The sequence below is a fragment of the Micromonospora sp. NPDC048830 genome, from assembly GCF_043198215.1.
Taxonomy (GTDB): Bacteria; Actinomycetota; Actinomycetes; order Mycobacteriales; family Micromonosporaceae; genus Micromonospora.
Map to the genome: position 1 here is coordinate 1 of NZ_JBICUP010000031.1, position 23,604 is coordinate 23,604.

Sequence of the window (23,604 nt, forward strand, 5' to 3'; positions counted from 1 at the left end):
TGGCGGCGAATGGGCTATCCCTGACCTGCTCCGCAGGGGTTCCGTTTCCTCCCCACGGCTAAAGCCGGGGGTTTCCACGGAAGACATTCGATGAAGGCGACCGCTTGCCACTGCGGGTTGCTTCCGGCCCCGACGACGCCGAGTCATTCATCAGGCGGTGACGCGGGTGGTGGCGGAAGCGGCCGCCGGGGCAGGTCCGGGGCGGCGCCGCCACACTTTGTCCACGCCTAAAACGCCGCACGCAGGGCAGGGTGCCAGCTCACCGTCTCGCCCAGCGAACGTGTGCGCCGAATCGTGGAGGTCACCGGACTGTCGCACCTACTCGACCCAACGGACCGATAACCCTCCGTTTGCGCGGATGACCGGGATCGCCGACAGCAGGCCACGCCTCATGCGCTTGTCGGCCCTGCCTGGTCACCCGGTCGCGGGGCACGCCTGATCGTCGTGGGTTCCTGGAGGACCACCTCGTCGTCGTTGGCAGGAAGGGGTATCCACCCCTTGTCAGGGTCGGCCAGGAGCAGTGTGGCCGCTGGCTGAGATCGAACCCACGACAGGATCTCCTCCCGCGTTCCCTCCCGAGTTTCACCCGCCCGACCGCGGGGGCGGGACACGGGCCGGCGAGTCGGGTCAGCCCGACCCGCCGGGCGGGCGGGCACAGCAGCGTCAACGCCAGCAGATCCGCCATGCGGGCGGGTGCGCGGCCGGTCGGGCCCGCCCATACGAGGGACTATGCGGCGATACCGCCCTTCTGCACCTTTGACCGCATAGGGTCGACAAGTCATCCGCTCCTCGCCGTCTCCCATGGGGTGAGCCATGCCCGAACGGACCACTGCCGGGACCGGCCGGGACCGCGGGACCGCGATCCTGGCGCCGGCCCACGTCGGCGGCTATCCGGGCCCGGTGCGTTCGGCGTTGCCCGGCAACAAACTGCTCAAGCTGCTCGGCACGACGGACGCCAAGCAGATCGGCCTGCTCTACCTGGTCACGTCGTTCTTCTTCTTCGCCGCCGCCGGCATCGAGGCGCTGCTCATGCGCGCCGAACTGGCCCGCCCGCGGATGCAGTTCCTGTCGCCGGAGCAGTACAACCAGCTGTTCACCTCGCACGGCACGATCATGATGTTCCTGTTCGCCACCCCGCTGGCGTTCGCCTTCGGCAACTATCTGGTGCCGCTGCAGATCGGCGCCCCGGACGTGTCGTTCCCCCGGCTGAACGCCTTCGCGTACTGGCTGTACCTGTTCGGCGGCATGATCGTGCTGGGGTCGTTCATCGCGCCCGGCGGCGCGGCCGACTTCGGCTGGACGGCCTACACGACGCTGAGCGAGCCGGAGCACTCGCCCGGCGTCGGCGGCAACATGTGGATCATCGGGCTGGTGCTCTCCGGCGTCGGGACCATCCTCGGCTCGGTCAACCTGATCACCACGGTCCTGATCCTGCGGGCGCCCGGCATGACGATGTTCCGCATGCCGCTGTTCACCTGGGCGATGTTCATCACCGCCCTGATGGCGGTCGTGGTCTTCCCCCTGCTGTCCTCCGCGCTCCTGGCCCTGCTGGCCGACCGGGTCCTCGACGCCCACGTCTACGACGCCGACCACGGCGGGCCGATCATCTACCAGCATCTGTTCTGGTTCTTCGGCCATCCCGAGGTCTACATCGTCGCGCTGCCGTTCTTCGGCATCATCAGCGAGGTCATTCCCGTCTTCTCCCGCAAGCCGCTGTTCGGCTACAAGGGCATGGTGCTCGCGCTGTGGGGGATCTTCTTCTACTCGATGAACGTGTGGGCACACCACATGTTCACCACCGGCCGGGTGCTGCTGCCGTTCTTCTCACTGCTGACCTTCATCATCGCCGTGCCGACCGGGGTGAAGTTCTTCAACTGGATCGGCACCATGTGGAAGGGGCAACTGACCTTCGAGACGCCGATGCTCTTCGCCGTCGGCTTCCTGGTCACGTTCCTGCTCGGCGGGCTCACCGGCGTCCTGCTGGCCAGCCCCCCGCTGGACTTCCACGTCCAGGACACCTACTTCGTGGTGGCGCACTTCCACTACGTGCTGTTCGGCACGATCGTGTTCGCGGCGTTCGCCGGGGTCTACTTCTGGTTCCCGAAGATGACCGGCCGGCTACTCGACGAGCGGCTCGGAAAGATCCACTTCTGGACCATGCTCGTCGGGTTCCACACCACGTTCCTCGTACAGCACTGGCTGGGCAACGAGGGCATGCCCCGCCGCTACGCCGACTACCTGCCCGGCGACGGCTTCACCATGCTGCACACGGTCTCCACCATCGGGTCGTTCATCCTCGGCACGTCCACCCTGTTCTTCTTCTACAACGTGTGGAAGTCCTGGCGCTTTGGTGCCGCGGTCACCGTCGACGACCCCTGGGGGTACGGCAACTCGCTGGAGTGGGCCACCACCTGCCCGCCTCCGCTGCGCAACTTCGACCGCATGCCCCGCATCCGTTCCGAGCGCCCCGCGTTCGACGCCAAGTACGGCCCGCTGGTCGCCGACCTCGGCCGGGACCTGCCCCAGCGCGCCGCCCGTCCGCCGCAGCACCTCGCCGAGGAACTGCACCACGTGCCGCGCCGGCCGGAGCCGCCGAGCGCCACGGGCGCGCACGGCGTGGAAGAGGTGGAGGAGTTCCAGCCGCTGCCCCAGTCGGGCGCCCGGCCGGTCCACGTCCCCTCGCCCGAGGAGGTGCGCCGGCCCAGCTTCGAGGAGACCCGGGAGGCCGACAGCGACCCGCTGGACTCCGAGCGCGACGGCGAGCGGCTGAGCCCGCCGGAGTGGCGCGACCCGGGAGAGGCCGGCCGCGACAGGTAGCGGGCCGTCCGGGGCTGGGGGTGGCCGGGCGGCCGGGCGGCCGGGCGGCCCGGCGGCCCGGCGAGCCGCTGCGCCGCCGCGAGCTACGACCCGGGGGCCGGGGACTCCCCCGTGATCAGGGCCAGACCCGTCTCCGGGTCGACCCGCTTGGCCAGTTCGGGCGCCACCTCGGAGACGATCACCTCCAGCGTCGGCCAGACCCGGCCGCGCAGCAGGTGGCCGCCGACGGTGCTGCCGTCGGACCGGCCCAGCACCGCGTGCATGTGCAGGGCCGGCTCGCCGTCCTGCTCCGCCACGTCGCCGAGCAGGGACAGCACCTCCACCTGTTCGGGTACGGCGATGCGGCGGTAGTCCCGCCGGTCCCGGTCGAACCAGCCGACCTCCGCGTCGGCGAAGCCGCCCACGGCGGTCACCCGGGCGGCGCGCACCCGCTGCTCGCGCAGGGCCACCCCGACGGCCGCCATCGCCTCCTCCCCCTTGTCGCACACCACCACGAGGACCCGGCCGGTCTGGTGGCGTACCTCCCGGGCCCTCACGGCCGGCCGTTCCGTCCGGCCGCCGGCCGGCGCCGCCGTGGCGGCCCGCTCCTCGCGTCCATCGCCTCTCCTCTCCGGTGGTTCGTCTCGGCCCGCCGGTTGGGCGCCTCGTCCCGGGACCCCGGCCGCCGCCGGTAGGTACCCCTTGTCGCCCCAGCTAGTCGAGATCGCAGGCATGAGGCGACGCGGGACGGGTAGGCCCGGCCGACAGACGGGAGGTGCGGCCGTCCGAGCGCGATGTCCTCCGGGGCGGCGAAGCGGTGCTGCAGTCCATCCGATCCACCCGCCCCGGCGGACACGTCGGCTACGTCGGCGTGACCCACGGCGTCGAACTCCCCGGCCAGGAACTGTTCTACTCCCACGTCGACCCCGGCAAGGTGTTCGACCTGACGCTGCCGCTCGACCAGGCCGCCGAGGGCTATCGCGCAATGGACGAACGCCGCGCCATCAAGACACTGCTGCGGCCCTGACCTCCGCGACCGCCGATCCCAAGCAACGCGACGAACAGGAGAACCACATGGAACGGGACGGTCGTGCGCGTATGCCCCGGCGACACCGTCATCTGCCCACCCGGCGAGGAACACTGGCACGGCGCCACCGCCGACACCTTCCACCCCTGACCCCACAGGTGCTACTGCCACCGCACCTTCTCCAGTGCACCTTCTGCGATCTCGGGCGAGGCGCCGACGTCCGTAATCATGACGAAAAGCTGCTTTCCCGGCACCAGCCAGGCGTAGCGCGGCGAGGCGAACCTGTCCGCGCCGCACCGCTGCCGGTAGAGGCTTGCAGGCTGTCCGCCCAGCGTCAGGTTGACGGGTCCCTCCACCTTCCCGGGCGCGCCGCCCGAGCATGACTGCGCGGCCCAGTGCTTGACCGGATCATCGCCGAAGTACTCGTCCGCCTTCCCCGATGCGAGATTGACGAAGTTGACATGCGGGCAGTCCGCAGTGGTTCCGCCGCAGTCCTCCGCAAAGTTCATCACCACATCGGGTTCGCTCATGGCCCCGATCCAGTTCTTCGGATACGGGATCGTCAGGCGATCGAACATGGAGATGCTTTCACCGGCGGCGAAGCTGGCGAAGTTCGGTTTCAACGTGAACGCCGGCCGGGCCGGGCTGGTGCCGCCGGCCGACCCCACCACCGCGACCCGCAGCGTGTTGCTCAGTTGCAGCCGGATGCCGCTTATGGACGATGTGACGGTGTCGACAAGCGCCTTCAGCGCGTCGCCCACCCACGCCAAGCGCCACAGCAGCTTGGCGAGGTTCATCCGGCCGGCCAGCAGGCTGACAAGGGTGCCGAAACAGCCGGCGCCGGCGTTGATGACCTGGCCGAGCGTCGCTCGGCCGGCAAGCGGCGCCATCGAGTTCTGGACGCAGGAGACGAGGTTGCCTTGTTCGAGGAGCGCGCCGACGACCTCCATCGTCTTGCCGGCGTTGCCTTCGCCGGTCAGCAGGCCAACCGCGAGGCCGAAGAGCTTCACGATGCTTTCGGCGGCAAAGGTGCGGAAGTCGCCCTGGAGCTCGATGGTGGCAGGTAGGTCCTTCGTGTTGATCGACCCGACCAGGTGGCCGTCGCGCCCGAGGTACGCCTTGACCTTCTCGCCGAAGGGCAGCAGTTTGCTGACATATTTGACCACCTCCTCTTCGTGGTCGCCATGTGAGGCGACGAGACGGACATCGCTCGTGGCGGCCACCGACAAGATGTAGTTGGTACGGTTGGCGATGCCGACGCGGACGTACCCCTCGCTGCCGGAGGAGAGGCAGGCGAAGATGGGGCTGTCGTCCTTGAGCGACCAGCCGCGAGAACCGATTTTGACCTGCTGACCGGACACGGTCACTTCCTGCTTGCAGTCGGTTCGGTTCTCTTCGACCTGCTCAGGGAAGAACGAGGCGAGCAACGCCCGGTCGCTGACGTACGCGATGTACTTCGGCGAGAGGTGCGGTAGGGAGATCTTCGTCGCGGTGCCGTTGTCGCTCGACGGCAACAGGGCGTACGCGTCGCCGTCGGGCGTGTACGGAAGGGCCAGCACATGCTCGGCGCCCTCAGCCCGGGGCCTGCCCGCGTACGACAACTCGATCGTGAGCGGAACCTTCGGCTGGATGCCGTCCCGACCATCCTTGGCAAGGGAGATGTCGAACTTCGCCACGGCCGCGCGGATGCCGCCGAGTGGCCCCGCCTCGCTGGCCTTCAGCGGCTGCGGCGCCGTCACCCGTAACGTGGTCTCGCTCGCCACGGCACCCTTGGGCACCGTGACGACGGCACCGCCGGGGAAGGAAAAGGTACCTCCGTCCGGTCCGACCTGCGCCGTCCCCGACCTGGCCGTTTCTGGTTCCTGCCAGGGAAGATTGCCCGTACCTGCGGCCCATCCGGCGGCGGTCACGAGCGCCACTACGCCCGCAACGGCCGCTGACCATCGCTTGTTCACGGCACATCCACATCATCTGGTGTCGAATACGGTCGAACTGGTTGCGGCGATCGTCAGGGCTGTCGCGCGAGGAGCCGGGCGACCGCCCTCGCCATGAACGCTTCCAAGGGTTCCGGTTGCCGGTCGTCGTTCGTCGGAAGCATCAGCGGAGTGCCGTCGTCGGCCTTGCCGAAGCAGTGGATGCGGCCGGACTCGACCGCCTTGGCCGGTTCGAACTCGATGAGGTGCCGGTCGTCCCCCAGGCACAGCAACACGGGCTGGTCCGCCGCCAGGCCGGTACGCAGCCGCGACCTGTCATCGAGCTTGGCGAAACGCTGTGCGCTCGACTGGCCCGTGTAGGCGCCTGGCACCAGGCCCCTGTCCCGCAGATACTTGTCCAACCGCCTGACGATGTTCCGATCGGGCCGTCTCTCGGCGGGGATCAGGGGCTCGGCGCCCACGGCCCGGTAGGCGTGACAGCGCTTGTCCAGGGCGAACCTTCCCTCGAACTCCCATCGGTGGCCCGCGACGACGTGGCGGTCGACCTCCTGGAACGACCTTGCCTTGCGGCGCTCCAGTACCGGCAGCGGCTCGACACCTTCGGCCTTGAGCCGTCGCACCGCGGCGGAGAACAACTCCTGGATGCGGTCGATGCTCTCCTGCCACGCGCGCAACTCAGTGCGCTCCCAGGCGTCCCGCCGGGACTTCGCCGCGGCCTGCAACCGGCTTTCGGCCGCCGCCTGCTCGTCCAGCTTTCGGCGTTCGGCGGCTACCATGTCATCGAAGTCAGCCATTTCTTTCCACCCTCCAAGTGTTCAGCGTCTGACGAGCCAGGAGATCATCGCGCCCGTGATCACCATGGCCAGCAGGTAGTAGATGGCATAAGCGGCGAGAAAAGCCGCCGCGAGAGCGAGCACGGCGAACGCGATGACGCCGACGACAATCGTCGTCGCGGTGCCGGTGAGCAACGCCGCGGCGTTGACCGCCGTGCCGTGAACCGCACCGACGACGGCACGTGCGGGTCTCCCGCGACCGCCCCATCGGCGGTCCGGAAGGACGCCGGAGATCAGCGCGAGGCAGCAGAAGGCGGCGATGCCGCCCGGCGTGGCGAAGAACCTCAGCGTCTGCCAGAGGACCGTGATCGGCCATTGCAGCGGCCAGGTGTGCAATGCGTCGTTCAGCCATGCCGTCCGGATCTCGAAGGGGCCCGCGGCGACCGCCGGAAACCGCAGGTAGATCTGTCGCCAACCGATCAGGACGGCCACCACCACCGCGTACAGGCCGAGCCGCCGGCCGGCCGACCGCGTGCGGGAGCGAAGCAGACTCGCCGCGAACACCGGGTAGCCGATCATGATGAGCAGGCCGACCACCAGCACCGCCAGATAGAGCGGGTACAGCACGACCCCGGCCAGGGCGTTGACCTCCAGGCCGATCCGCGGAAGGGCGTAGCCGAAGGCGAGGTTGTCGAACACGACCAGCCAGGCGACCTCCAGCGCGGCCAGCGCCGGCCAGATCCCAACCGTCCGCAACCGCTCGCCGGCCCGGCGGTCCCTGATCGCCTCCGCCGCGATGTCGATGAGCGTCCAACCGAGATACCACGCTCCCACCGCACCCGCGAGCAGGCACACCGCCAGGAGGAAGGCGAGCCACCCGGGCGGCATCGCGTCGCGCTCGCCGCCCGCGCAGTCGTCACCTGAGTCGCCGAGGCAGGCGAGGAACGTTGCGCGGTTCGCCGACGCGTCACCCCGTATCCAGCGCCCGTCGACCGGCACCGGCTGGGCACCTCTGTCGACGCCTGCCCGCTGGGCGGTGGCCGTGAGGCGCGGACCGCCGGCCGCCGCGCTCACGGGGGTACTCACGAGACCGGCCACGGCCAGGAGGATCCCGATGAGGCGGGCGCAGGTCCCGAGTCGGGGCCGAGGGATGGTGGCGGGCATCGGGTTCCTTCAGGGGGCGGGGTCGTGCGGGTAGCGGTCGGGCAGGTCGGCCGGCTCCAGGCCGAGGCTGTACTCCAGGTCGGCGGGGGAATGGTCGCGCAGGTACGCGGCGAACTTCGCCTTGACCTGCTCCATGTATCCGGCGGCCGTCTTCTCGGACACGTAGAGTCGGGCAGCGATGCTGCGGAACGACTCGCCGCGGGCCCGGCCGGCCAGCACCTGCCGTTCCCGCGGGGACAGGGCGGGCAGCCGGCCCCGGCGGTCCGCGACCTCGGCCAGCCCGGTGAGCGCCTGGGTGATGACGATGTGCCCGGCGGCGACCTGCGCGACGGCGTCGGCGAGTGCGTCGAGCGGCTCGGCTTTGTGGGCGATACCGAGAGCGCCCACGGTCAGGCAGGCCGCCAGCACCGCGCGGCGGCGTTCGTTCGTGTAGACCAGCACTCGGTGCCCGGCGGCGGCCACAGCCCGTACGGCGTCGGTCCCCCGCAGCGAGAGCTCTCGCCCGGTGCCGTCCAGCTTGAGGTCGAGCAGGACGACATCCACCTGCGGTCGGGCGGCGAGCAGGGACTCGGCGTCGGCGAAGGTCGCCACGACGTCCAGTTGTGGCAGCAGCAGTCGCAGGCCGTCCCGGATGATGGTGTCGTCGTCCACGCCGGCCACCCGGACGCGCCCGCCAGGCGGGATCGCCGCGGCCGTCACGGACGGTCACCTGGGTGGGGAGACCGGCTGGCCGGGTCCACCGCTGTCAGGCAGCCGCGTACGGTGACCCTGGTGCCGTCGCCGGGCACCGAATGCACGTGTGTGCTGATGCCGTGGGCAGCCAGGGTCTGCTCCACCTGGACCCGCAGGCCGAAGCCGTACGGCGTTGCGGCGGGGTCGAACCCACGGCCGTCGTCGGTCACGGTGAGTTCCCATTCGTCCTCATCGGGATCGGCGTCGGCGTGCACGACCACGCGGCTGGCGCACGCGTGCAGGCGGACGTTCGACAGGACGGTCCCGACCGCGTCGCGCAACGCCTCAGCGGCCGGTTCCGGGAGGGTGACCCCGGCGGCGAGATCGAGGCTGGTCTCCACGCGCAGATCCGGATAGGCGGCTACGGCGTCCCGAACGATCGCGGTGAGCGGCCGCTGCCTGACGCCGTCCCAGCCGATCCGATCGGTCGCGTCGGCGCCGATCCGATCCGCCGCGTCGTCCAGAAACGTGCGGACCCGGTTGGCCAGTACCACGGCCTGCGCCTTGAGCGCTTCCCCGAGTTCCTCGGGCAGGTCCGGCCTGGCCAGCATGTGGAGCACGCTGATGTTGTCGTGCAGCAGCAACCGCTGCTGCTGCACCTCCCGCATGCGGGCAGCCTCTGCCGCGGCCTGCGCGGCGGCCATCCGGGCGGCGTCGGCGTCGGCCGCGAGCCGGCGCAGGTAACCGACCAGCAGCCGGGAGAGCAGGGCGAATCCCGGGTACGCGAACGCGTTGCCGAGCACCGTCGCCCTGGTCGATCCGGGCTGCGCACCTGACAGGGCGGTCGCCAGGTAGCAGATCATGAGGATGGCCACCACGAAGCCGACCTCGCGGCGACGCGCGAACACGATCGAGGCTCCCACCGCGGTGCTGATGGTGCAGGCGAACCCCCAGGCAGTCCAGTCCCCGGTGATGTCCTCAGCCGTGGTGAAGGCCGGTTGCGCAAGCAACACCAGCACGGCCACCGCCGTGTCGGCCCACCCCCAGCGCCGGTCGCGGTACCTCCCCGCGCGCACCGTGACAACCGCGATCAGCACCGACTCCGCGGCGAACCCGGTGAGCACCGCGGTGAACAGGACCGGCCGCGCCGTGTGCCCGAGCGCGGACGGCAGCGTCACCGCCAGTTGCAGAAGATTGACGAACCGTACGCCGAGGAAGACCATCACCGCGCTCTGCTCGACCCCGGCGGGAGTGGTCGGCAGGCTGGCGCGTCCCAGCCACCGTTGGCCGGTGGCCGTGCTGCGGATGGCTCTGATCGCCCGCGGTCTCATGCCGCAGAATTCTGTCCAACCAGCCCGCATGACGCCACGTCGCCGGGAAACGGCCCAGCCGCCAAGCGCCCAGACGTCGACGAGGCACGGGATCGGCCCGCAACCCTGGTGTACGCCCTCCGCGCTCCCCACGCCCACGAAGGGATCGTCGCAACCGGCCGGCCCCTGCAACACCCGGAAAATCGCGGGTCTTGTCGGGCATCGCCACCGGCTCGCAGACCCGCGTCGTGGTCGGCGCCGCGGGCAGCTCGTGGTCAGCGCCGCGGGCAGCTCGTGGTCGGCGCCGCGGGCAGCTCGTGGTCGGCGCCGCGGGCAGCTCGTGGTCAGCGCCGCAGGCAGGAGGAGGCGGTGCCTCGTCGGTGCAGTGCGCCCTGAATGAGGATGTCGAGCAGTGCCGAGTAGCCGACGCCGGCCCGCTGCCAGATCTGCGGGTACTGGGAGGCGGCGGTGAATCCGGGGAAGGTGTTGACCTCGTTGATCACCGGCTCCCGGTGGTCTCCGGTCCACCCTGTGCCGTGGTCGGCGTCCGGATCCGGCAGGAAGAAGTCGACGCGGAGCAGCCCACGGCATCCGAGCGCATGGAACGCCCGCACGGCCCGGTCCTGCAGGAGTCGGGTGGTGCCGGGGTCGAGCTGGGCCGGGATGTGGAAGACGGCACCGCCGTCGTACTTGGCGGCGTAGTCGAAGAAGGAGGCGTTCGCCATCCGAATCTCCAGCGGCGGCCCGGCCTCGACGCGACCGTCGGGGTGCTGAAGGACGCCGACGTCGATCTCGCGCCCGTGCACGGCGCGTTCGACGAGAACCTTCGCGTCGCTCCCGCGCGCGATCCGCAGGGCGGCGGGCAGTTGCGCCCATTGTTCGACCTTGGAGACGCCCAGGCTGGAGCCGGCCCGGGCCGGTTTGACGAAGACGGGCAGTCCCAGTCGCTCCTGATCCCGCGACGACAGCTCCTCGTCGGGGCGCAGCGTCACCCCGGCGGCCACGCGCAGGCCCTCGGCGGCGAGAACTTTCTTCGTGACCGGCTTGTCCATCCCCGCGGCGCTGGCGAAGACACCGTTTCCGACGAACGCGACGCCGAGCCACTCCAGCATCGACTGGACGGTGCCGTCCTCACCGTACGGGCCGTGCAGCGCCGGGAACACCACGTCCTGGTCGCCGAGGGTCCGCAGCGCCTGCGCGAACGTGGCCCGGTCGCCGTTCACCCGCCACCGGCCGTCCCGCTCGATCAGCACCTCGGTCACGTCGTACGTGTCGCGGTCGAGATGGGCCAGGATGCTTTCCGCCGAGCGGCGGGAGACGTCGTGCTCCCCGCTGCGCCCACCGAACAGCACCGCCAGACGAACAGTCATGATCTTGCCTCTCCCCCGCGCAGGTGCACGCGCGCCACTCGCGCGCCGATTCCGGTCAGGACTTCGTGCGGGTTGGTGCCGGCCCACCGCGCCCACTCGGCGGCCGTCGGCTCGGCCGGGTCGGGCGAGCCGGGCTCGGCGCCGGGGCCGAAGACGACCGCGGGATCGCCGAGCGCCACCGGCAGATCGCCGACGTCGACGACGCACTGATCCATGGCGATGCGGCCCACGATGGGGCATCGTCGACCAGCGAGCCAGACCCACGCGCGGCCCTCGGCGGTGCGCGACAGGCCGTCGGCGTAGCCGAGCGGCAGCAGAGCGAGCGTGGTCGGCCGATCGGTCACGTGGTCGGGCCCGTACGAGACGCCGGTCCCGGCGGGCACCCGTTTCAGGTTGATCACCCTTGACCGCAGGGTCATGGCGGGTCGCAGGCCGAGACGGCGGGCACCGGCCGCGCCAAAGGGGTCGATGCCATACATGGCCAGGCCGATCCGACAGAGATCGAACCGGGCCTCCGGGGCGGCCAGTGCCGCCGCCGAATTGGCCAGATGCACCACCGCGGGGTCAAGCCCCGCATCCCGGGCGATCCGCAGCGCCTCCCGGAACGTCGACAGCTGCCGCGCGATGCTCGGGCATCCGGGCACGTCGGCGTTCGTCAGGTGAGACCACACCCCGTGTACGCGGATGCTGCCCTCCGCCTCGTGCTTGCGAGCCCAGGCGACCAGCTCGGGCCATTCGCCGCCGCCGGCACCGTTACGGGACAGACCGACGTCCGCCTTGAGCTGGACCGCGGCGGGCACACCGAGCTTCCTGGCCGCGTTGGCGATCGCGCGGAGATGGGTCAGGGTCGACACCCCGATGTCGACGTCCGCGGCGATCAGGCGGGTGAAGTCCTCGTCCGGCCGGTGCAGCCAGCTCAGGACGGGCGCGTCGATGCCCGCCGACCGCAGCGCCAGCGCCTCCGCCGCCGAGGTCACGCCCAGCCAGGCGGCGCCGGCCCCCAACGCAGCCCGCGCCACCGGCACCGCGCCGTGCCCGAACCCGTCGGCCTTCACCACGGCCATCAACCCGGTACGTGCGATCGCCGCGATCGTCCGGATGTTCTCCGCGATCGCCGCGAGATCGATCACGGCCTCGGCCAGCTGCGTACCCTCATCGGCCACACCGGTTCCCGCGCGCCGACCGCGCGTACCCGGCGTCACCCCGGCAGCCTCGGGTTCGACGGGCGGTTCACCCGGCGGTTCGCCGGCCCCGTGCCCGCCGGCGGCGGCCCGGCGCACCGCGAGCGTCTCCCGGATCCGCCGCCGGACCGCCCGCCGCTGTTGCTCGTCGCGGCGGGCCGGGTGTGCCGGTTCGACGGTCATGTCCGGCTCCTGACTGGCATGACGGCACGGTAGGCAGCCGGCTGTGAAGAACCCTTGAAGAAGCCGTGGGCCACCTGCGCGGGCATCCCGCTCGCCGCTCCCCGGAGCCCTGCGGAGCCCGCCCACATCAGTTCTTCACAGGTTTCGGGTTTACTTGACCCCCGCCACCACCAGGCAGAATGGGAAAAACATGAGCGCGCGGATCCTGGTCGCCGAGGACGACCCCAAGCAGGCCAACCTGGTACGGGTCTATCTCGAACGCGAGGGGCACAGTGTGCTGCTGGTCGGCGACGGGCGGGCCGCGCTGGACCAGTGCCGGTCCCGCCGGCCGGACCTGGTGGTCCTCGACGTGATGATGCCGGTCGTCGACGGCCTCGACGTGTGCCGGATCCTGCGCGCCGAGTCGGAGATTCCGATCCTGCTGCTGACCGCCCGTACCACCGAGGACGACGTCCTGCTGGGCCTCGATCTCGGCGCCGACGACTACCTCACCAAGCCGTACAGCCCGCGGGAGCTGGCCGCTCGGGTACGGGCGCTGCTGCGCCGGGCCCGGGTGGTCAGCGCCGACAACCGGGCGCTGCTGCGCGTCGGCGAACTCGAGGTGGACGCCGGCCGATTCGAGGTACGCGTCGGCGGCCGACCGGTCGCCCTCACGGCCAAGGAGTTCGGCATCCTCGAGGTGCTCGCCGGCGAGCCCGGGCGGGTGTTCACCCGGGCGCAGATCATCGACCGCGCCTTCGGGTTCGATCATTTCGTGCTCGAACGCACCGTCGACGCGCACGTGATGAACCTCCGCCGCAAGATCGAGGACGACGTTGCCGAGCCGCGGTACGTGCAGACCGTCTACGGCCGCGGCTACCGGCTCGCCGAACCAAAGCCGGAACCGGCGGCGACGCCGACGCCCGAGGGCACGCCCGGAGCCAGCAGGTGAGTTTTCGGCTACGGGTGCTCTGGCTGGTCATCCTCGTCGCGGTGAGCGCGGTCGCGGCGACCGCGTGGCTGACCCTGCGGCAGGCCTCGCAACAGATCAACGACTCGGCCACCACCGACCGGGCGCAACTCGACCAGGTCGTCGGCCGGCTCAGGGCGTACGGCAGCCAGCACGGCACCTGGGAGGGCGTGCCCGGCCTGGTACAGAACCTGCGCGCCCAGACCGGTCAGCGGATCCACCTGGTCGCCGACACGGGCGACGTGATCGTGGACACGGACACCCAGGAGAACCGCACCGCCCGGCCGCTCGGCACGATGGTCGGGTTCGTCGACCCGCGGCCGGTATTGCACCTGGCCGCATTGCCGACGGAGCCGGCGGGCCGGGCGAAAGGCGTGGTCGATGCGATCGCCGCCTACCGCACGGGCGTGCTGTTCGCGGCCTGCCTGACCCGGGAATCCGTCCCCGTCGTCGCCTCACCTACCAGCACGGGAGTTCCGCGATTCGACGCAGACCCGAGCACGGCCGCCGTGCGCCATCGCCCGGGCGCCGACCAGATCGTCCGCGGCTGTCGCGACGCCGCGGCCCAGGCGGACCGGAACCGGGCGGCCGGCGCCGACCGGGTGCAGGGCTGTGGCGCCCTGACGGCGGTGGAACCACTGGATTCCTGCCTGACCCAGGTCTTCACCAACCAGATCAGTGACGTCGCGCCGGTACCCGCCCGGGTCTACCTCGGCGCTCGTGGCGATCCGGCGGCCACGCTGGCGGCCGGTCCGCTGCTCTCCGCGGCAGCCGGCGTTGCGGCGGTCGCGATCATCGGCACCGTGCTGCTGAGCCGGCGGGTGCTGCGCCCCATCGACACGCTCACCACGGCCGCCCAGCGGCTCGGCCGGGGCGACCTCACCGGACGGGTTCCGGTGCGGGGCGACGACGAGCTGGCGGAGTTGGCCCGGTCGTTCAACCGGATGGCAGACTCCCTGCAGCGCGGGGAGGAGCGGCAACGCCGGCTGGTCGCCGACGTCGCACATGAACTGCGCACCCCGCTGGCCAACCTGCGCGGCTACCTCGAGGCGCTCTCCGACGGCGTGATCACGCCGGACCAGGAGCTCTACGCCTCGCTGCTCGAAGAGGCGGTGCTGCAACAGCGCATCGTCGACGACCTGCAGGACCTGGCCCTGGCTGAGGCCGGCAACCTGGCGTACCACCGGGTCACGGTGGATCTGGCCGAACTCCTGGAGACCTGCGGCACCGCCCACCACGCCCGGGCGGAGTCAGCCGGGGTGTCGTTGCGCGTGGTGGCCGAGCCGGTTGCGGTACACGCCGATCCCGACCGGCTGCGCCAGGTGGTGGGCAATCTCGTCACCAACGCACTACGGGCGACGGCTGTGGGCGGCAGCGTCCGGCTGGTCGCGAGCCGCACCGGAACGCAGGCGATCGTCCGGGTCGTCGACACCGGCTCGGGGATCGCAGCGGACGCGGTGCCGCATGTGTTCGACCGGTTCTGGCGGGCCGACGCCGCACGGGGCCGCCGCACCGGGGGCAGTGGCCTCGGCCTCGCCATCGCCCGGCAGATCGTCACCGATCACCAGGGCAGCATCACGGTCGCGAGTGAGGTCGGCGTCGGGACGACATTCACCATCACGCTTCCCCGCGTCGAGTAGCGGACGGCTCAGGCGGCGAGTCAGGCCCAGCAGGATGTCTTCCGCGAGCGAAGTCGCGGCAAACGGCGATGTCGCCGAGTCCGCGGATCCGGGCGCTCTCGGCGTAGCTGTCGACCTGATCCGGAGCAGGCTGGAAGCGAGAACCGTCGTAGCCGAGCGTCGGCCGGCCGCCGGGACGAGAACGAACAGCATCCCGTCACGGTCGAGCAGCGCGATTCGATGTGACCGGCCCGCGTAGATCGCGTTCTGAGCCCCACCAGAGTCAGGTCGTGCCGGCTGGCGATCTCCTGGGCAATCCTGCGAGCAGCCTCGACTTCGTCGGTCAACTCGCGGCATGCCCTCGTCGCCACCGCCGCACCCCGTTTGATCAACCGCGGTGCCACAGCGTGATATCGCTGCTGGTGGCAACTACGAGCGTGCGTCCGGTGGCTGAGAAGCCGGCGGCGCGCAGCTCCGAGTAGTCGGAGTGGAAGATGTGCCACCAGTGCGTACCGGCTGTGCCGCGATAGATATCGCCGTCGATGGACAGCACGACGCGTTCGTTGGGCCAGTCCGGTGCCACCACGTCGACGGTCCAGCCGTCCTCGGTGGTGGCGTGGAGTCCGCCGCCGAACAGCCCGGCGATACGGACGCGCGTGTCGGCCAGCGGACCGAATCCTGGACATGACAGGTCCGTCCCCATCGGGATGCAGAGGTCCGGATCAGGGTTCCGATCACGGGCGATCTTCGTGCCCGTGGAGGATCGAACAGACCTCGCCCGTCGTGCGACACGACCATGAGGATGTCCGCGCCGCTCGCCGGATCTGCCGCGAAGCCGACGCCCAGCAGCCCGCCCACGGGTATGCACGGGTATGGAGTGGGCGGCGCAAGCCACGGAGCAGGTGCAGGCACGACCGGGGCGCCGAGGAACCGGTCACGTAGCTGCTGCTGATACTCACGCATCACGGCTTCTCGTCTCGTCGAGTCAGTCCTCGTCAACGGCGAACCCGATCAAGGTCCACAAATGCTCGTTACCGTATGGTCCTGGTAGTCCGGCCAGGAGGTGCTGGACCCTCGCGAGCCGCTCGGACGCGTCCATCGCCGGTCACCCCGTCGGCCCGCTGTCGGGCCGGAACTCGTGGACGACCTCGATCAGCCCGACGATGTGCTGGTTGAACTCGTCGAGCTCCTCGGCGGGCACCCACAGCTCAAGGATGTCGCGCCCACCGGCCTGCCGGACCGGGTAACGGGAGGCGAACCCGCGGTCGACCGCGAACCGGGTGACGTAACCGACGCCGGAGGCGGGAACGTTCCAGTCCCTGGCGATCATGATCGCGTACTGCTCGTTGAGGACCGGGTAGAAGATCGGCTGGTCGGGCAGTCGCGGCGGCCACGCCTTCCAGCCGGAAGCGCGCACGAGTTCGAGCTCCTCGGGGCCGGTCGGCCGCCACAGGGTCATCGTCTCGGCCACCGCGGCACTCCTTCCTGGCCAGCGCAGGGTACCGGCCGGCCCACGACGTGGACCAGCCGGTTTCCGCCTTCAAGTCGTACCGGCCAGTCGAAGCCAAGATGGCGGGTCAGTGCCGGTGGTCGAGCAGCGCGTCGGCGAGCTTTTCGGGATTGATCCCGTTGACCACCCGGAGTTGGTCGACCAGGCCCCGCGGGATGGCGGACAGCCCGCTGACCGCGCCGGCCATCCCGGTCGCGATCGCGCCGATGGTGTCGGTGTCCCCGCCGAGGTTCGCCGCCAGCACGGCGCAGCGCAACGGGTCCGCGCCCGAGCGGACCAGCAGGCCGACCGCGGTGGGCACCGTCTCGGCGGTCGCCACGCCGCCGCCGACCAGGTCGTAGAGGTCGGCGAGGAAGTCGACGTCGTCCCCGGGTTGCCGCGCCAGGTCGGCGGCCCACCGGGCGCGGCGGACCACCGCGGGGCTGACCACCTGCTCGCCCCGGGTCGCGCCGAGCCGGCCCGCCTCGTACCCGACCTCCAGCGCCTCGGCCAGCCGGGTGGGCCGGTCGACCGAGTCGGGTGCCTCCACAGCGGCGCTGATGGTGCCCGCGACGAGGCTGGCGCCACTGATCGCCACGCTGGTGTGGTGGGACATCAGCGAGGCGGCCACCACCCCGTCGACCAGCGCGTCAAGCCGGTCGCTGCGGTGCAGCAGGCCGACCGGGGCGATCCGCATGGCGGCGCCGTTGGTCTCCCCGCCCTTGCCGGTCTCCGTCGGGTCGGCCCCCTCCCGCAGCCGCCGGATCGCCTGGGCCGAACTGGGGCCGAGGAAGTTACCCTCGCTGGCCCCCACCCGGTCGGCCCACTCGACGAGGTGCCGGGCGACCACGGCGGTGTCCACGGTGCCGCCCGCGGCGAGGATCGCCTCGGCAAGCATGTACGTCTGCTGCGTGTCGTCGGTGACCTGGCCGGCGACGAAGCCGTCCACCACGAAGTGGCCGTCCGGGCCGGGGAGGAAACGGTCGATCCAGCCGAAGGTCGACACGACCCGCTGGCGTGGCCACAGCTCGCCGGGCATGCCCATGGCGTCGCCGAGCGCGACCCCGGCTAGGCAGCCGCGTGCCCGGTCCGCCGTGGTCGCGGTGTCCAGCGTCGCTCGGTCGGTCATGTCGGGTACTCCGTTCATCGGTTCTACAGTGGTCACAACGATCCCCACCCCGTCAGCCGGGCCCAGACGACCACGCCGACCACCGCGGCGGTCGCCCCGGCCACGGCGGGATCACGCCAGGTCGGACGCAGGATGGTCAGCGCGGTGGGTTGCCGGGTGATGCCGTAGCCGCGGTTGAGCATCGCGGCGGCCAACTCCTCGGACATCCGGATGCCGGTGGAAAAGAGCGGCACCATGATGGTGGTGTAGGCGCGAATCGCACCGATCATCCCGCCGTCGATCTTCGCGCCCCGGGCCCGCTGGGCGTCCAGTACCTGGTTGGCCCGGTGCTGCATGGTCGGGACGAACCGCAGGGCGGTCATCACGATGAAGACCACCGGGAACGGCAGTCGGGCCATGCGCATGAGGGCGACGAAGTGCTCCACCGGCGTACTGACGATCAGCGCGGCGGTCAGGCAGACCATGGTGAGGATCCGCAGGCCCAGGTTGGCGCCGTGGGCCAGGCCGCCGACGGTCAGTGGCAGGCCGTCACCGAACCAGAGGTGCACCAGCACCCGGGCGGAGGAGGACGAGCCGAAGTCACCGGGGCCGCGGCTGAGCGCCGCGAAGATCAGAATCAGGGCGACGACCGGGGCCAGGGGCGCCAGTAGCTTGCCCACCTGCCGCCCCGGCACGCCAATCGCGGGCAGGAGCAGCAGCGAGCCGACGGCCAGCAGCGCGTTGGGCAGCGGGTGGGCGAACTGGAAGGTCAACACCACCGCGACCACGAAGACGAGGAGCTTGGTGCGGACGTCCATCCGGTGCAGGAAGCTCGTGCCGGGCCGGTACTCGAGGAACATCAGGCTTCCTCCCACAGTTCGACGAACGCTTCCACGGTGGTGACCGGGGGCAGCCCGAGCCGCCGGGCCAGGCGGGTCACCTGGGGTGCGACGAGTTGGGTCCCGGCGAGCAGGTCCTCGTCGGCGAAGAGGTCGGCCACCGGAAGGTCGGCGCGGAGCCGCCCGGCGTCGAACACCAGCGCCCGATGCGCGTACTCGGCGACCAGGGGCATGTCGTGAGTGACCATCAGGACGGTCCGGCCGGCCCGGTTCAGCTCGCGGACCAGGTCCATGATCGCCCGCGCGCCGCGCCAGTCCTGGCCGGTTGTCGGCTCGTCCACGATGAGGATCCGGGGTTCCAGGGCCAGGACGCTGGCCACCGCCAGCCGCTGCCGCTGCCCCTTACCCAGCCGGAACGGGTGGTGGTCGAGGTGGCCGCGCATGCCCACCATGTCGAGCACCTCGCGTACCTTCTCCTCGATCCGGTCGTCCGTCCAGCCCGCGTTGCGCAGCCCGAACGCGACCTCGTCGCGGACGGTCGGGGCGAAGATCTGGTGGTCCGGGTTCTGGAAGACGTACCCCACGTCGGTGGCCAGGTCGCTGACCGAGCGGCCGTCGGTGGGGCGGCCGTAGACCCGCAACTGGCCGGCGGTGGGGCGGAGCAGGCCGTTGAGGTGCCGTGCGAACGTTGTCTTCCCGGCGCCGTTACGGCCGAGCAGGGCGACGAACTCCCCCTCCCGGACCCGGACGTCCACGTCGGACAGGGCCTGGACCCCGGAGGGGTAGCGGTGGCCGAGGCCGGCCGCCTCGATCACGACGGCCGCGTCCGCCGGCACCGCCGGCTGCGGGGCGCGGGCGCTGGCGCGTACCCGGGCGGTGACCGGCAGCCGGTCCTGGAGCACGGCGACCGCCTCGTCCAGGGTCACCGCCGTCCGGTCGGCGGGCAGCCGGCCGGCCCGCTGGAGCGCGTGGCAGACGGTGGTCACCTGCGGTGGTCGCAGCCCCACCGCCTCGGCCCGCTGCGCGGCGGCGAAGAACTCCGCCGGTGGGCCGTCGTGTACGAGGGCACCGTCGTGCAGGACGATCAGCCGGTCGGCCCACTGCGCCACGAGTTCCGGCTCGTGCTCGACCAGGATCACGGTCCGGTCCCGGTCGGCGGCGGCCTGCTCCACCACCGCGAACACCTGGGCCGTGCCGGCCGGGTCCAGCTCGCTGGTCGGCTCGTCGAGCACGAGGATCTCCGGAGCCATGGCCAGGATGCCGGCGATGGCCAGCCGCTGCTGCTGCCCACCGGACATCTGCCCGGTGTCCCGGTCGGCCAGCTCGCCGAGGCCGACCGCGTCGAGGGCCCGGCGGGCCCGGTCGAGCACCTCGGCGCGGGGCAGCCCGAGGTTTGCCGGGCCGACCGCCGCGTCGTCCAGCGCGAGCCGGCCGGTGATCTGCGACTCCGGGTCCTGCATGACCAGGCCGACGTGCCGGACCAGGTCGACCACGTCGTGTTCGACGGTGTCCAGGCCGACCGCGGTCAGGTACCCGTGCATCTCACCGTCGTGGTGGTGCGGGATGAGCCCGTTGAACATCATCAACAAGGTGGTCTTCCCGGCCCCGGTGGCGCCCATGACGGCGACCCGTTCGCCGCGCCGGATCTGGAAGGAGACGTCGGTGAGCTGGCGCTCGGTGGCCGACCGGTACCGGAAGCTGACGCCGTCGGCGCGCAGCACGGCGCCCGGGTCGGTGCCCTGCGGCTCGCCGCCGGCGACTCGGGTCAGCCCTCGACCGGTCATGGTGCCTCCTCGGTCAGGTCGGCGACGACGTTCACCGGCAGCCGATCGGGGAAGGCGGCCCGGACCGTGGCCAGGTCGGTCGGCCGGCAGCTCACGAGGACGCAGGCCGACGGGCCGGCGGAGCGGTCGACCGGTACGGGATGGTCGGTCCGCCAGTCGACGGTGAGCCCGGCGCTGGCCGCGAGCTGTGGCACCTCCCAGGCCAGGCCCTTGGAGCCCACGGGGAGCGCGTCGTGGACGACGCCGCTGTCGAGCAGGGCCCGCAGGTCGGCGAGGCCGACCAGGTCGGGGTGGCCGGGGACGACCCGGTCCCGGGGCGCCGAGCGGGGCAGACCCAGGCAGACCACCACGTCCCCCGGGCGGGAGGCCCCGGGGCGCAGCGCCCCGTGAGCCGCCTCGCCGAGGACGGTCACCCCGATGCCGGTGGCGACGGTGGGGACGTTGTCCTCGGTCGTACCGGTGACCCGGTCGGCGTCGAGGCCGACCTCGGCGGCGAGCGCGACGACCGCGGCGATCATCTCCCGGCCCTGCGGGTCGGCCTCCACGCAGAGCGTGTTGACCACGAGGGTGGGGGTGGCTCCGGCGCAGAGCACCTCCAGCATCGGCACGCGGGTGGCGAAGTGCGCGGTGGTCGACGCCGGTACGGCCACCGTGTCGTGCGGCTTCGGGCCGATGCCGCCCACGGAGTCGCAGGCGACGACCAGGCAACTGTCGGTGAGGTCGAGTACGGTGAGGTCCCGGATTCGCCGGACGGTGCGTACCGCGTCGGTCATCTGGTCTCCTCCTCCGCGAGGCCGGCGGCGCGCAGGGCCCGGGTCGCGGCGGCAGCGACCAGGATGTTGATGGCCGACCCGACGGTGAGCGGCAGCACGAGCGCGGCGAAGAGTCCGACGCCGCCGATCGGGATCATGATGGCGGCGCCGCCGACCCCGTTGAGCACGATGCCGACGACGATCGCGAGCCAGATGCTCACCCGGCGGGCCAGCAGGCCGAAGATCGCCACGAAGAGGGCCATCTCGGCCGCGACCAGCAGGTGGACGGGGAGGCCGAGCGGGAAGCCGGTGGTCAGGGCGGAGAGCAGGTGCCCGAGCGCCCCGACGATGGACCCTTCGAGCGGGCTGAACGCGGCGCCGGCGAGGAAGGCGGGCGCGGAGTCGAGCGCCACCGTGCCGGTCGGGCTGGGCAGCTTGATGAACGCGCCGACGGCGCTGAGCGCGACGAGGATGGCGATGCGGGCGATCCGGCGGGGGGTGAAGAAGCGCGCGGCGCCGCGACGGCGTTCGACCCTCCGGGCTCCGGCACTGCTCATGCCGCTTCCTTCCTGCGCTCGGAAACCGTCACGAGGCTCATCCGGACCGTGCTTGATCTTTCGCTCGCTCATGGGGGAACCTCCGGTCAGCTTTCAGTGGTGGTGGGTGTGTGCGGGGAACGGGCCGCCTCGAGGTCGAGGTCGGTGCGGATGGTGAACCGGTCGGCGCGCAGGACGCTCTTGACGTACTCGACCGCGCGATCGGCGGCGTCGTAGGTGAGCCGTTCGATCAGGAAGGCGGGGGCGCCGACCCGCTGGTCGAGGCAGGTCGCCTCGAAGTCGTCGAGGATGGTGGCGGTGAGCTGCTCGTGCCCGCGTACCGGCTGGATGCCGAAGGCGCGCAGCGAGTCGTAGAGCGACCGGTCGTTCAGGTCGACGCCGAGCAGGGGGGCGCACCGGTCGGCGGAGAGCCACACCGTCTCCAGCGACACCGGGCTGCCGTCGAGGGAACGGACCCGGCGCAGCTCGATCACCGTGTCCGGGCCGTCGGCGACCCGGAGAACCTCGCAGAGCCGGGCGGAGGGACGGACGGTGCTCATGGCGAGGACCTTCGCGCGGACCCGGTGCCCGCGCCGGGCCAGCTCGGCGGAGAACCCGTGCAGGAACCGCATGTCGTGCTCGACCCGGGGTTCGGCCACGTACGTGCCGTCGCCCTGCCGCCGGTTGACGAGCCCGTCGCGTTCGAGGCGGGTCAGGGCCTCGCGGACCGTGGCCCGGCTCACGCCCAACTGCTCGGCCATGGCCCGTTCTGTGGGCAGCCGGCTGCCCGGGGGGAGGTCCGAGCCGCCGAGTCGCTGCCGCAACGCCTCGTAGACCTGGTAGTACGCGGGTACCGGCCGGGTCTCGTCGACGACGACATCGCTGATGTCGGCGGGCTCGTACATGATCACCTCGAACATTGGGCGGCTATTGGTCCGGAACGGTAGACCAATAGCCGCCCAATGACAATGCCCTGGTCAGGCTGGGATGACCCCGCGGCCATCGGCAACGCCGGAACCAGCCAGCCGGTCCGGACCACCCGCCCCCGGCCGGCGCCGACCGGAGCCGCCGGGCATCATGCGATGGCCGCAGCCGGGGGTGGTGCGGGCCGCGCGCCGACCTGGGTGACGGCGTACGAGCCGGCGGTCACGCCTGCGGCGACCGCGTCAGGGAGGGAGGCACCGGCGGCGAGAGCGACCGCGAGCGCGCCGACGAAGGCGTCCCCCGCCCCCACCGTGTCGACGGCGTCGACGATCGGCGCGGGGCACTGGCCGGACCGGCCGTCCGGGTCGGCGTAGACCGCGCCCTCGGCGCCGAGAGTCACCACGACGGCGCAGCCGGCTCGGCAGGCAGCCGCAGCGGCGTCGGCCGGCCCGGCAACGACCGCGCCGAGCACCACCTGCGCCTCGGTCTCGTTGACCACGAGTACGTCGAGCGCGGCGAGCACGTCGGCGTCGAGCATGGCGGCGGGGGCCGCGTTGCACACCAGTCGCGCCCCGGCTGCCCGGGTCGCGGTCGACAACGCCCGAACCGCCGGTAGCGGTACTTCCAGCTGGCAGACGACAACGTCGCCGGCGCGCAGATCGGCTGCGGCGCGGGCCACGTCGCTGTCGTCGACCGCGCCGTTGGCGCCGGGCGACACGGCGATCATGTTCTGCCCGGCGGCATCGGCCAGGATCAGCGCGATTCCGCTGGGCTCGGTCGGGTCCACCAGCACCGCAGCGACGTCGACTCCGGCGGCGGCGAGGTCGGCCCGCAGGTGGCGGCCGTACTCGTCGTCGCCCACCCGGCCGACCATTCGCACCTGGCCCGCACCGGCCAGCCGGGCAGCGGCGACAGCCTGGTTGGCGCCCTTACCGCCGTTGTGCGTCTGCACGCGTCCGCCGAGCACCGTCTGGCCTGCGGCAGGGAGTGAGGGCACGGTCAACACCAGATCGGCATTGAGACTGCCGAACACGACGATGTCAGGCATGGGACTCCTTGCTGCGCGTGCGGATACGGGTCGGCGTCGTGCTGGCGGGTTGTCTGGCCGAGTGGCCCTGTGGCGTGCCGCCGGTAACGGGCTACCGCCGCGGTCCGGGCGGTCCGGGCGGCGCCCGCCAGCACTCTGCCGCCGGG

At 71.5% G+C, this 23,604-nt stretch carries 21 protein-coding genes; 4 read left to right on the forward strand and 17 right to left on the reverse strand.

The window, feature by feature from the left end:
* Positions 1-813: 813 nt before the first annotated feature.
* Positions 814-2,817 carry a cytochrome c oxidase subunit I gene (ctaD, locus tag ACGFIZ_RS23555; protein WP_393422505.1) on the forward strand — a complete coding sequence of 668 codons (2,004 nt, stop codon included), beginning with the start codon at positions 814-816 and terminating at the stop codon, positions 2,815-2,817.
* Positions 2,818-2,900: 83 nt separating this feature from the next.
* Here ctaD and ACGFIZ_RS23560 read toward each other — a convergent pair whose 3' ends face one another.
* Complete coding sequence (locus ACGFIZ_RS23560; protein ID WP_393422507.1) at positions 2,901-3,353, reverse strand: PPC domain-containing DNA-binding protein; 453 nt, start codon at positions 3,351-3,353, stop codon at positions 2,901-2,903.
* 218 nt (positions 3,354-3,571) lie between these two features.
* Here ACGFIZ_RS23560 and ACGFIZ_RS23565 point away from each other — a divergent pair, with 218 nt between their 5' ends.
* Entirely contained in the window at positions 3,572-3,823 is a 252-nt protein-coding gene (locus ACGFIZ_RS23565) for a hypothetical protein (protein WP_393422509.1), read from the forward strand.
* 161 nt (positions 3,824-3,984) lie between these two features.
* Here ACGFIZ_RS23565 and ACGFIZ_RS23570 read toward each other — a convergent pair whose 3' ends face one another.
* The 7 genes from ACGFIZ_RS23570 to alr all read right to left on the reverse strand — a co-directional run bounded on the left by ACGFIZ_RS23570 (position 3,985) and on the right by alr (position 12,188).
* Complete coding sequence (locus ACGFIZ_RS23570) at positions 3,985-5,778, reverse strand: hypothetical protein (protein WP_393422511.1); 1,794 nt, start codon at positions 5,776-5,778, stop codon at positions 3,985-3,987.
* 53 nt (positions 5,779-5,831) lie between these two features.
* A complete protein-coding gene (locus tag ACGFIZ_RS23575) occupies positions 5,832-6,551 on the reverse strand; it encodes a hypothetical protein (RefSeq protein ID WP_393422513.1) in 720 nt (239 codons plus the stop codon).
* Between the two features lie 21 nt (positions 6,552-6,572).
* On the reverse strand, positions 6,573-7,529 hold the full coding sequence (locus ACGFIZ_RS23580; protein WP_393422515.1) for a hypothetical protein: 957 nt from the start codon (positions 7,527-7,529) through the stop codon (positions 6,573-6,575).
* 174 nt (positions 7,530-7,703) lie between these two features.
* Positions 7,704-8,393 (reverse strand): LuxR C-terminal-related transcriptional regulator, encoded by a 690-nt coding sequence (locus ACGFIZ_RS23585; protein WP_393422517.1) that lies wholly within the window; start codon positions 8,391-8,393, stop codon positions 7,704-7,706.
* Positions 8,390-9,697, reverse strand: a complete 1,308-nt coding sequence (locus ACGFIZ_RS23590) for an ATP-binding protein (RefSeq protein WP_393422519.1) — start codon at positions 9,695-9,697, stop codon at positions 8,390-8,392. Before ACGFIZ_RS23590 ends, ACGFIZ_RS23585 begins: the two co-directional genes overlap by 4 nt.
* 323 nt (positions 9,698-10,020) lie before the next feature.
* On the reverse strand, positions 10,021-11,046 hold the full coding sequence (locus tag ACGFIZ_RS23595; protein ID WP_393422521.1) for a D-alanine--D-alanine ligase family protein: 1,026 nt from the start codon (positions 11,044-11,046) through the stop codon (positions 10,021-10,023).
* Positions 11,043-12,188, reverse strand: a complete 1,146-nt coding sequence (alr, locus tag ACGFIZ_RS23600) for an alanine racemase (protein WP_393422645.1) — start codon at positions 12,186-12,188, stop codon at positions 11,043-11,045. The genes ACGFIZ_RS23595 and alr overlap by 4 nt, the downstream gene beginning before the upstream one ends.
* A 412-nt stretch (positions 12,189-12,600) precedes the next feature.
* On the opposite strand from alr, the gene ACGFIZ_RS23605 reads away from it, so the two are divergent.
* Positions 12,601-13,341, forward strand: coding sequence for a response regulator transcription factor (locus ACGFIZ_RS23605; protein WP_393422523.1), 741 nt, complete (start codon positions 12,601-12,603; stop codon positions 13,339-13,341).
* Positions 13,338-14,999, forward strand: a complete 1,662-nt coding sequence (locus tag ACGFIZ_RS23610) for a sensor histidine kinase (RefSeq protein ID WP_393422525.1) — start codon at positions 13,338-13,340, stop codon at positions 14,997-14,999. The genes ACGFIZ_RS23605 and ACGFIZ_RS23610 overlap by 4 nt, the downstream gene beginning before the upstream one ends.
* A gap of 367 nt (positions 15,000-15,366) precedes the next feature.
* Here the strand turns inward: ACGFIZ_RS23610 and ACGFIZ_RS23615 are convergent, their stop codons facing one another.
* From ACGFIZ_RS23615 to ACGFIZ_RS23655, 9 genes are all read right to left on the reverse strand, one after another.
* Positions 15,367-15,681 (reverse strand): hypothetical protein, encoded by a 315-nt coding sequence (locus ACGFIZ_RS23615; RefSeq protein ID WP_393422527.1) that lies wholly within the window; start codon positions 15,679-15,681, stop codon positions 15,367-15,369.
* 402 nt (positions 15,682-16,083) lie between these two features.
* Entirely contained in the window at positions 16,084-16,449 is a 366-nt protein-coding gene (locus ACGFIZ_RS23620) for an ADP-ribosylation/crystallin J1 (RefSeq protein ID WP_393422529.1), read from the reverse strand.
* Between the two features lie 106 nt (positions 16,450-16,555).
* Complete coding sequence (locus tag ACGFIZ_RS23625) at positions 16,556-17,596, reverse strand: ADP-ribosylglycohydrolase family protein (RefSeq protein ID WP_393422531.1); 1,041 nt, start codon at positions 17,594-17,596, stop codon at positions 16,556-16,558.
* A 32-nt stretch (positions 17,597-17,628) separates the two neighbouring features.
* On the reverse strand, positions 17,629-18,435 hold the full coding sequence (locus ACGFIZ_RS23630) for an energy-coupling factor transporter transmembrane component T family protein (protein WP_393422533.1): 807 nt from the start codon (positions 18,433-18,435) through the stop codon (positions 17,629-17,631).
* A complete protein-coding gene (locus tag ACGFIZ_RS23635) occupies positions 18,435-20,198 on the reverse strand; it encodes an ABC transporter ATP-binding protein (protein WP_393422535.1) in 1,764 nt (587 codons plus the stop codon). Before ACGFIZ_RS23635 ends, ACGFIZ_RS23630 begins: the two co-directional genes overlap by 1 nt.
* Positions 20,195-20,971, reverse strand: coding sequence for a hypothetical protein (locus ACGFIZ_RS23640; protein ID WP_393422537.1), 777 nt, complete (start codon positions 20,969-20,971; stop codon positions 20,195-20,197). Before ACGFIZ_RS23640 ends, ACGFIZ_RS23635 begins: the two co-directional genes overlap by 4 nt.
* Positions 20,968-21,507 (reverse strand): ECF transporter S component, encoded by a 540-nt coding sequence (locus ACGFIZ_RS23645; RefSeq protein ID WP_393422539.1) that lies wholly within the window; start codon positions 21,505-21,507, stop codon positions 20,968-20,970. Before ACGFIZ_RS23645 ends, ACGFIZ_RS23640 begins: the two co-directional genes overlap by 4 nt.
* Before the next feature lie 86 nt (positions 21,508-21,593).
* Positions 21,594-22,406 (reverse strand): GntR family transcriptional regulator, encoded by an 813-nt coding sequence (locus tag ACGFIZ_RS23650; RefSeq protein ID WP_393422541.1) that lies wholly within the window; start codon positions 22,404-22,406, stop codon positions 21,594-21,596.
* 155 nt (positions 22,407-22,561) lie between these two features.
* Positions 22,562-23,458 (reverse strand): ribokinase, encoded by an 897-nt coding sequence (locus ACGFIZ_RS23655; protein WP_393422543.1) that lies wholly within the window; start codon positions 23,456-23,458, stop codon positions 22,562-22,564.
* Between the last annotated feature and the right edge of the window lie 146 nt (positions 23,459-23,604).

Coding starts and splice junctions, on each gene's coding strand:
- ctaD (WP_393422505.1), top strand. CDS start 814: ATGCCCGAACGGACCACTGCCGGGACCGGCCGGGACCGCGGGACCGCG.
- ACGFIZ_RS23575 (WP_393422513.1), bottom strand. CDS start 6,551: ATGGCTGACTTCGATGACATGGTAGCCGCCGAACGCCGAAAGCTGGAC.
- ACGFIZ_RS23590 (WP_393422519.1), bottom strand. CDS start 9,697: ATGAGACCGCGGGCGATCAGAGCCATCCGCAGCACGGCCACCGGCCAA.
- ACGFIZ_RS23595 (WP_393422521.1), bottom strand. CDS start 11,046: ATGACTGTTCGTCTGGCGGTGCTGTTCGGTGGGCGCAGCGGGGAGCAC.
- ACGFIZ_RS23605 (WP_393422523.1), top strand. CDS start 12,601: ATGAGCGCGCGGATCCTGGTCGCCGAGGACGACCCCAAGCAGGCCAAC.
- ACGFIZ_RS23615 (WP_393422527.1), bottom strand. CDS start 15,681: ATGGGGACGGACCTGTCATGTCCAGGATTCGGTCCGCTGGCCGACACG.
- ACGFIZ_RS23625 (WP_393422531.1), bottom strand. CDS start 17,596: ATGACCGACCGAGCGACGCTGGACACCGCGACCACGGCGGACCGGGCA.
- ACGFIZ_RS23630 (WP_393422533.1), bottom strand. CDS start 18,435: ATGTTCCTCGAGTACCGGCCCGGCACGAGCTTCCTGCACCGGATGGAC.
- ACGFIZ_RS23635 (WP_393422535.1), bottom strand. CDS start 20,198: ATGACCGGTCGAGGGCTGACCCGAGTCGCCGGCGGCGAGCCGCAGGGC.
- ACGFIZ_RS23640 (WP_393422537.1), bottom strand. CDS start 20,971: ATGACCGACGCGGTACGCACCGTCCGGCGAATCCGGGACCTCACCGTA.
- ACGFIZ_RS23645 (WP_393422539.1), bottom strand. CDS start 21,507: ATGAGCAGTGCCGGAGCCCGGAGGGTCGAACGCCGTCGCGGCGCCGCG.
- ACGFIZ_RS23650 (WP_393422541.1), bottom strand. CDS start 22,406: ATGTTCGAGGTGATCATGTACGAGCCCGCCGACATCAGCGATGTCGTC.
- ACGFIZ_RS23655 (WP_393422543.1), bottom strand. CDS start 23,458: ATGCCTGACATCGTCGTGTTCGGCAGTCTCAATGCCGATCTGGTGTTG.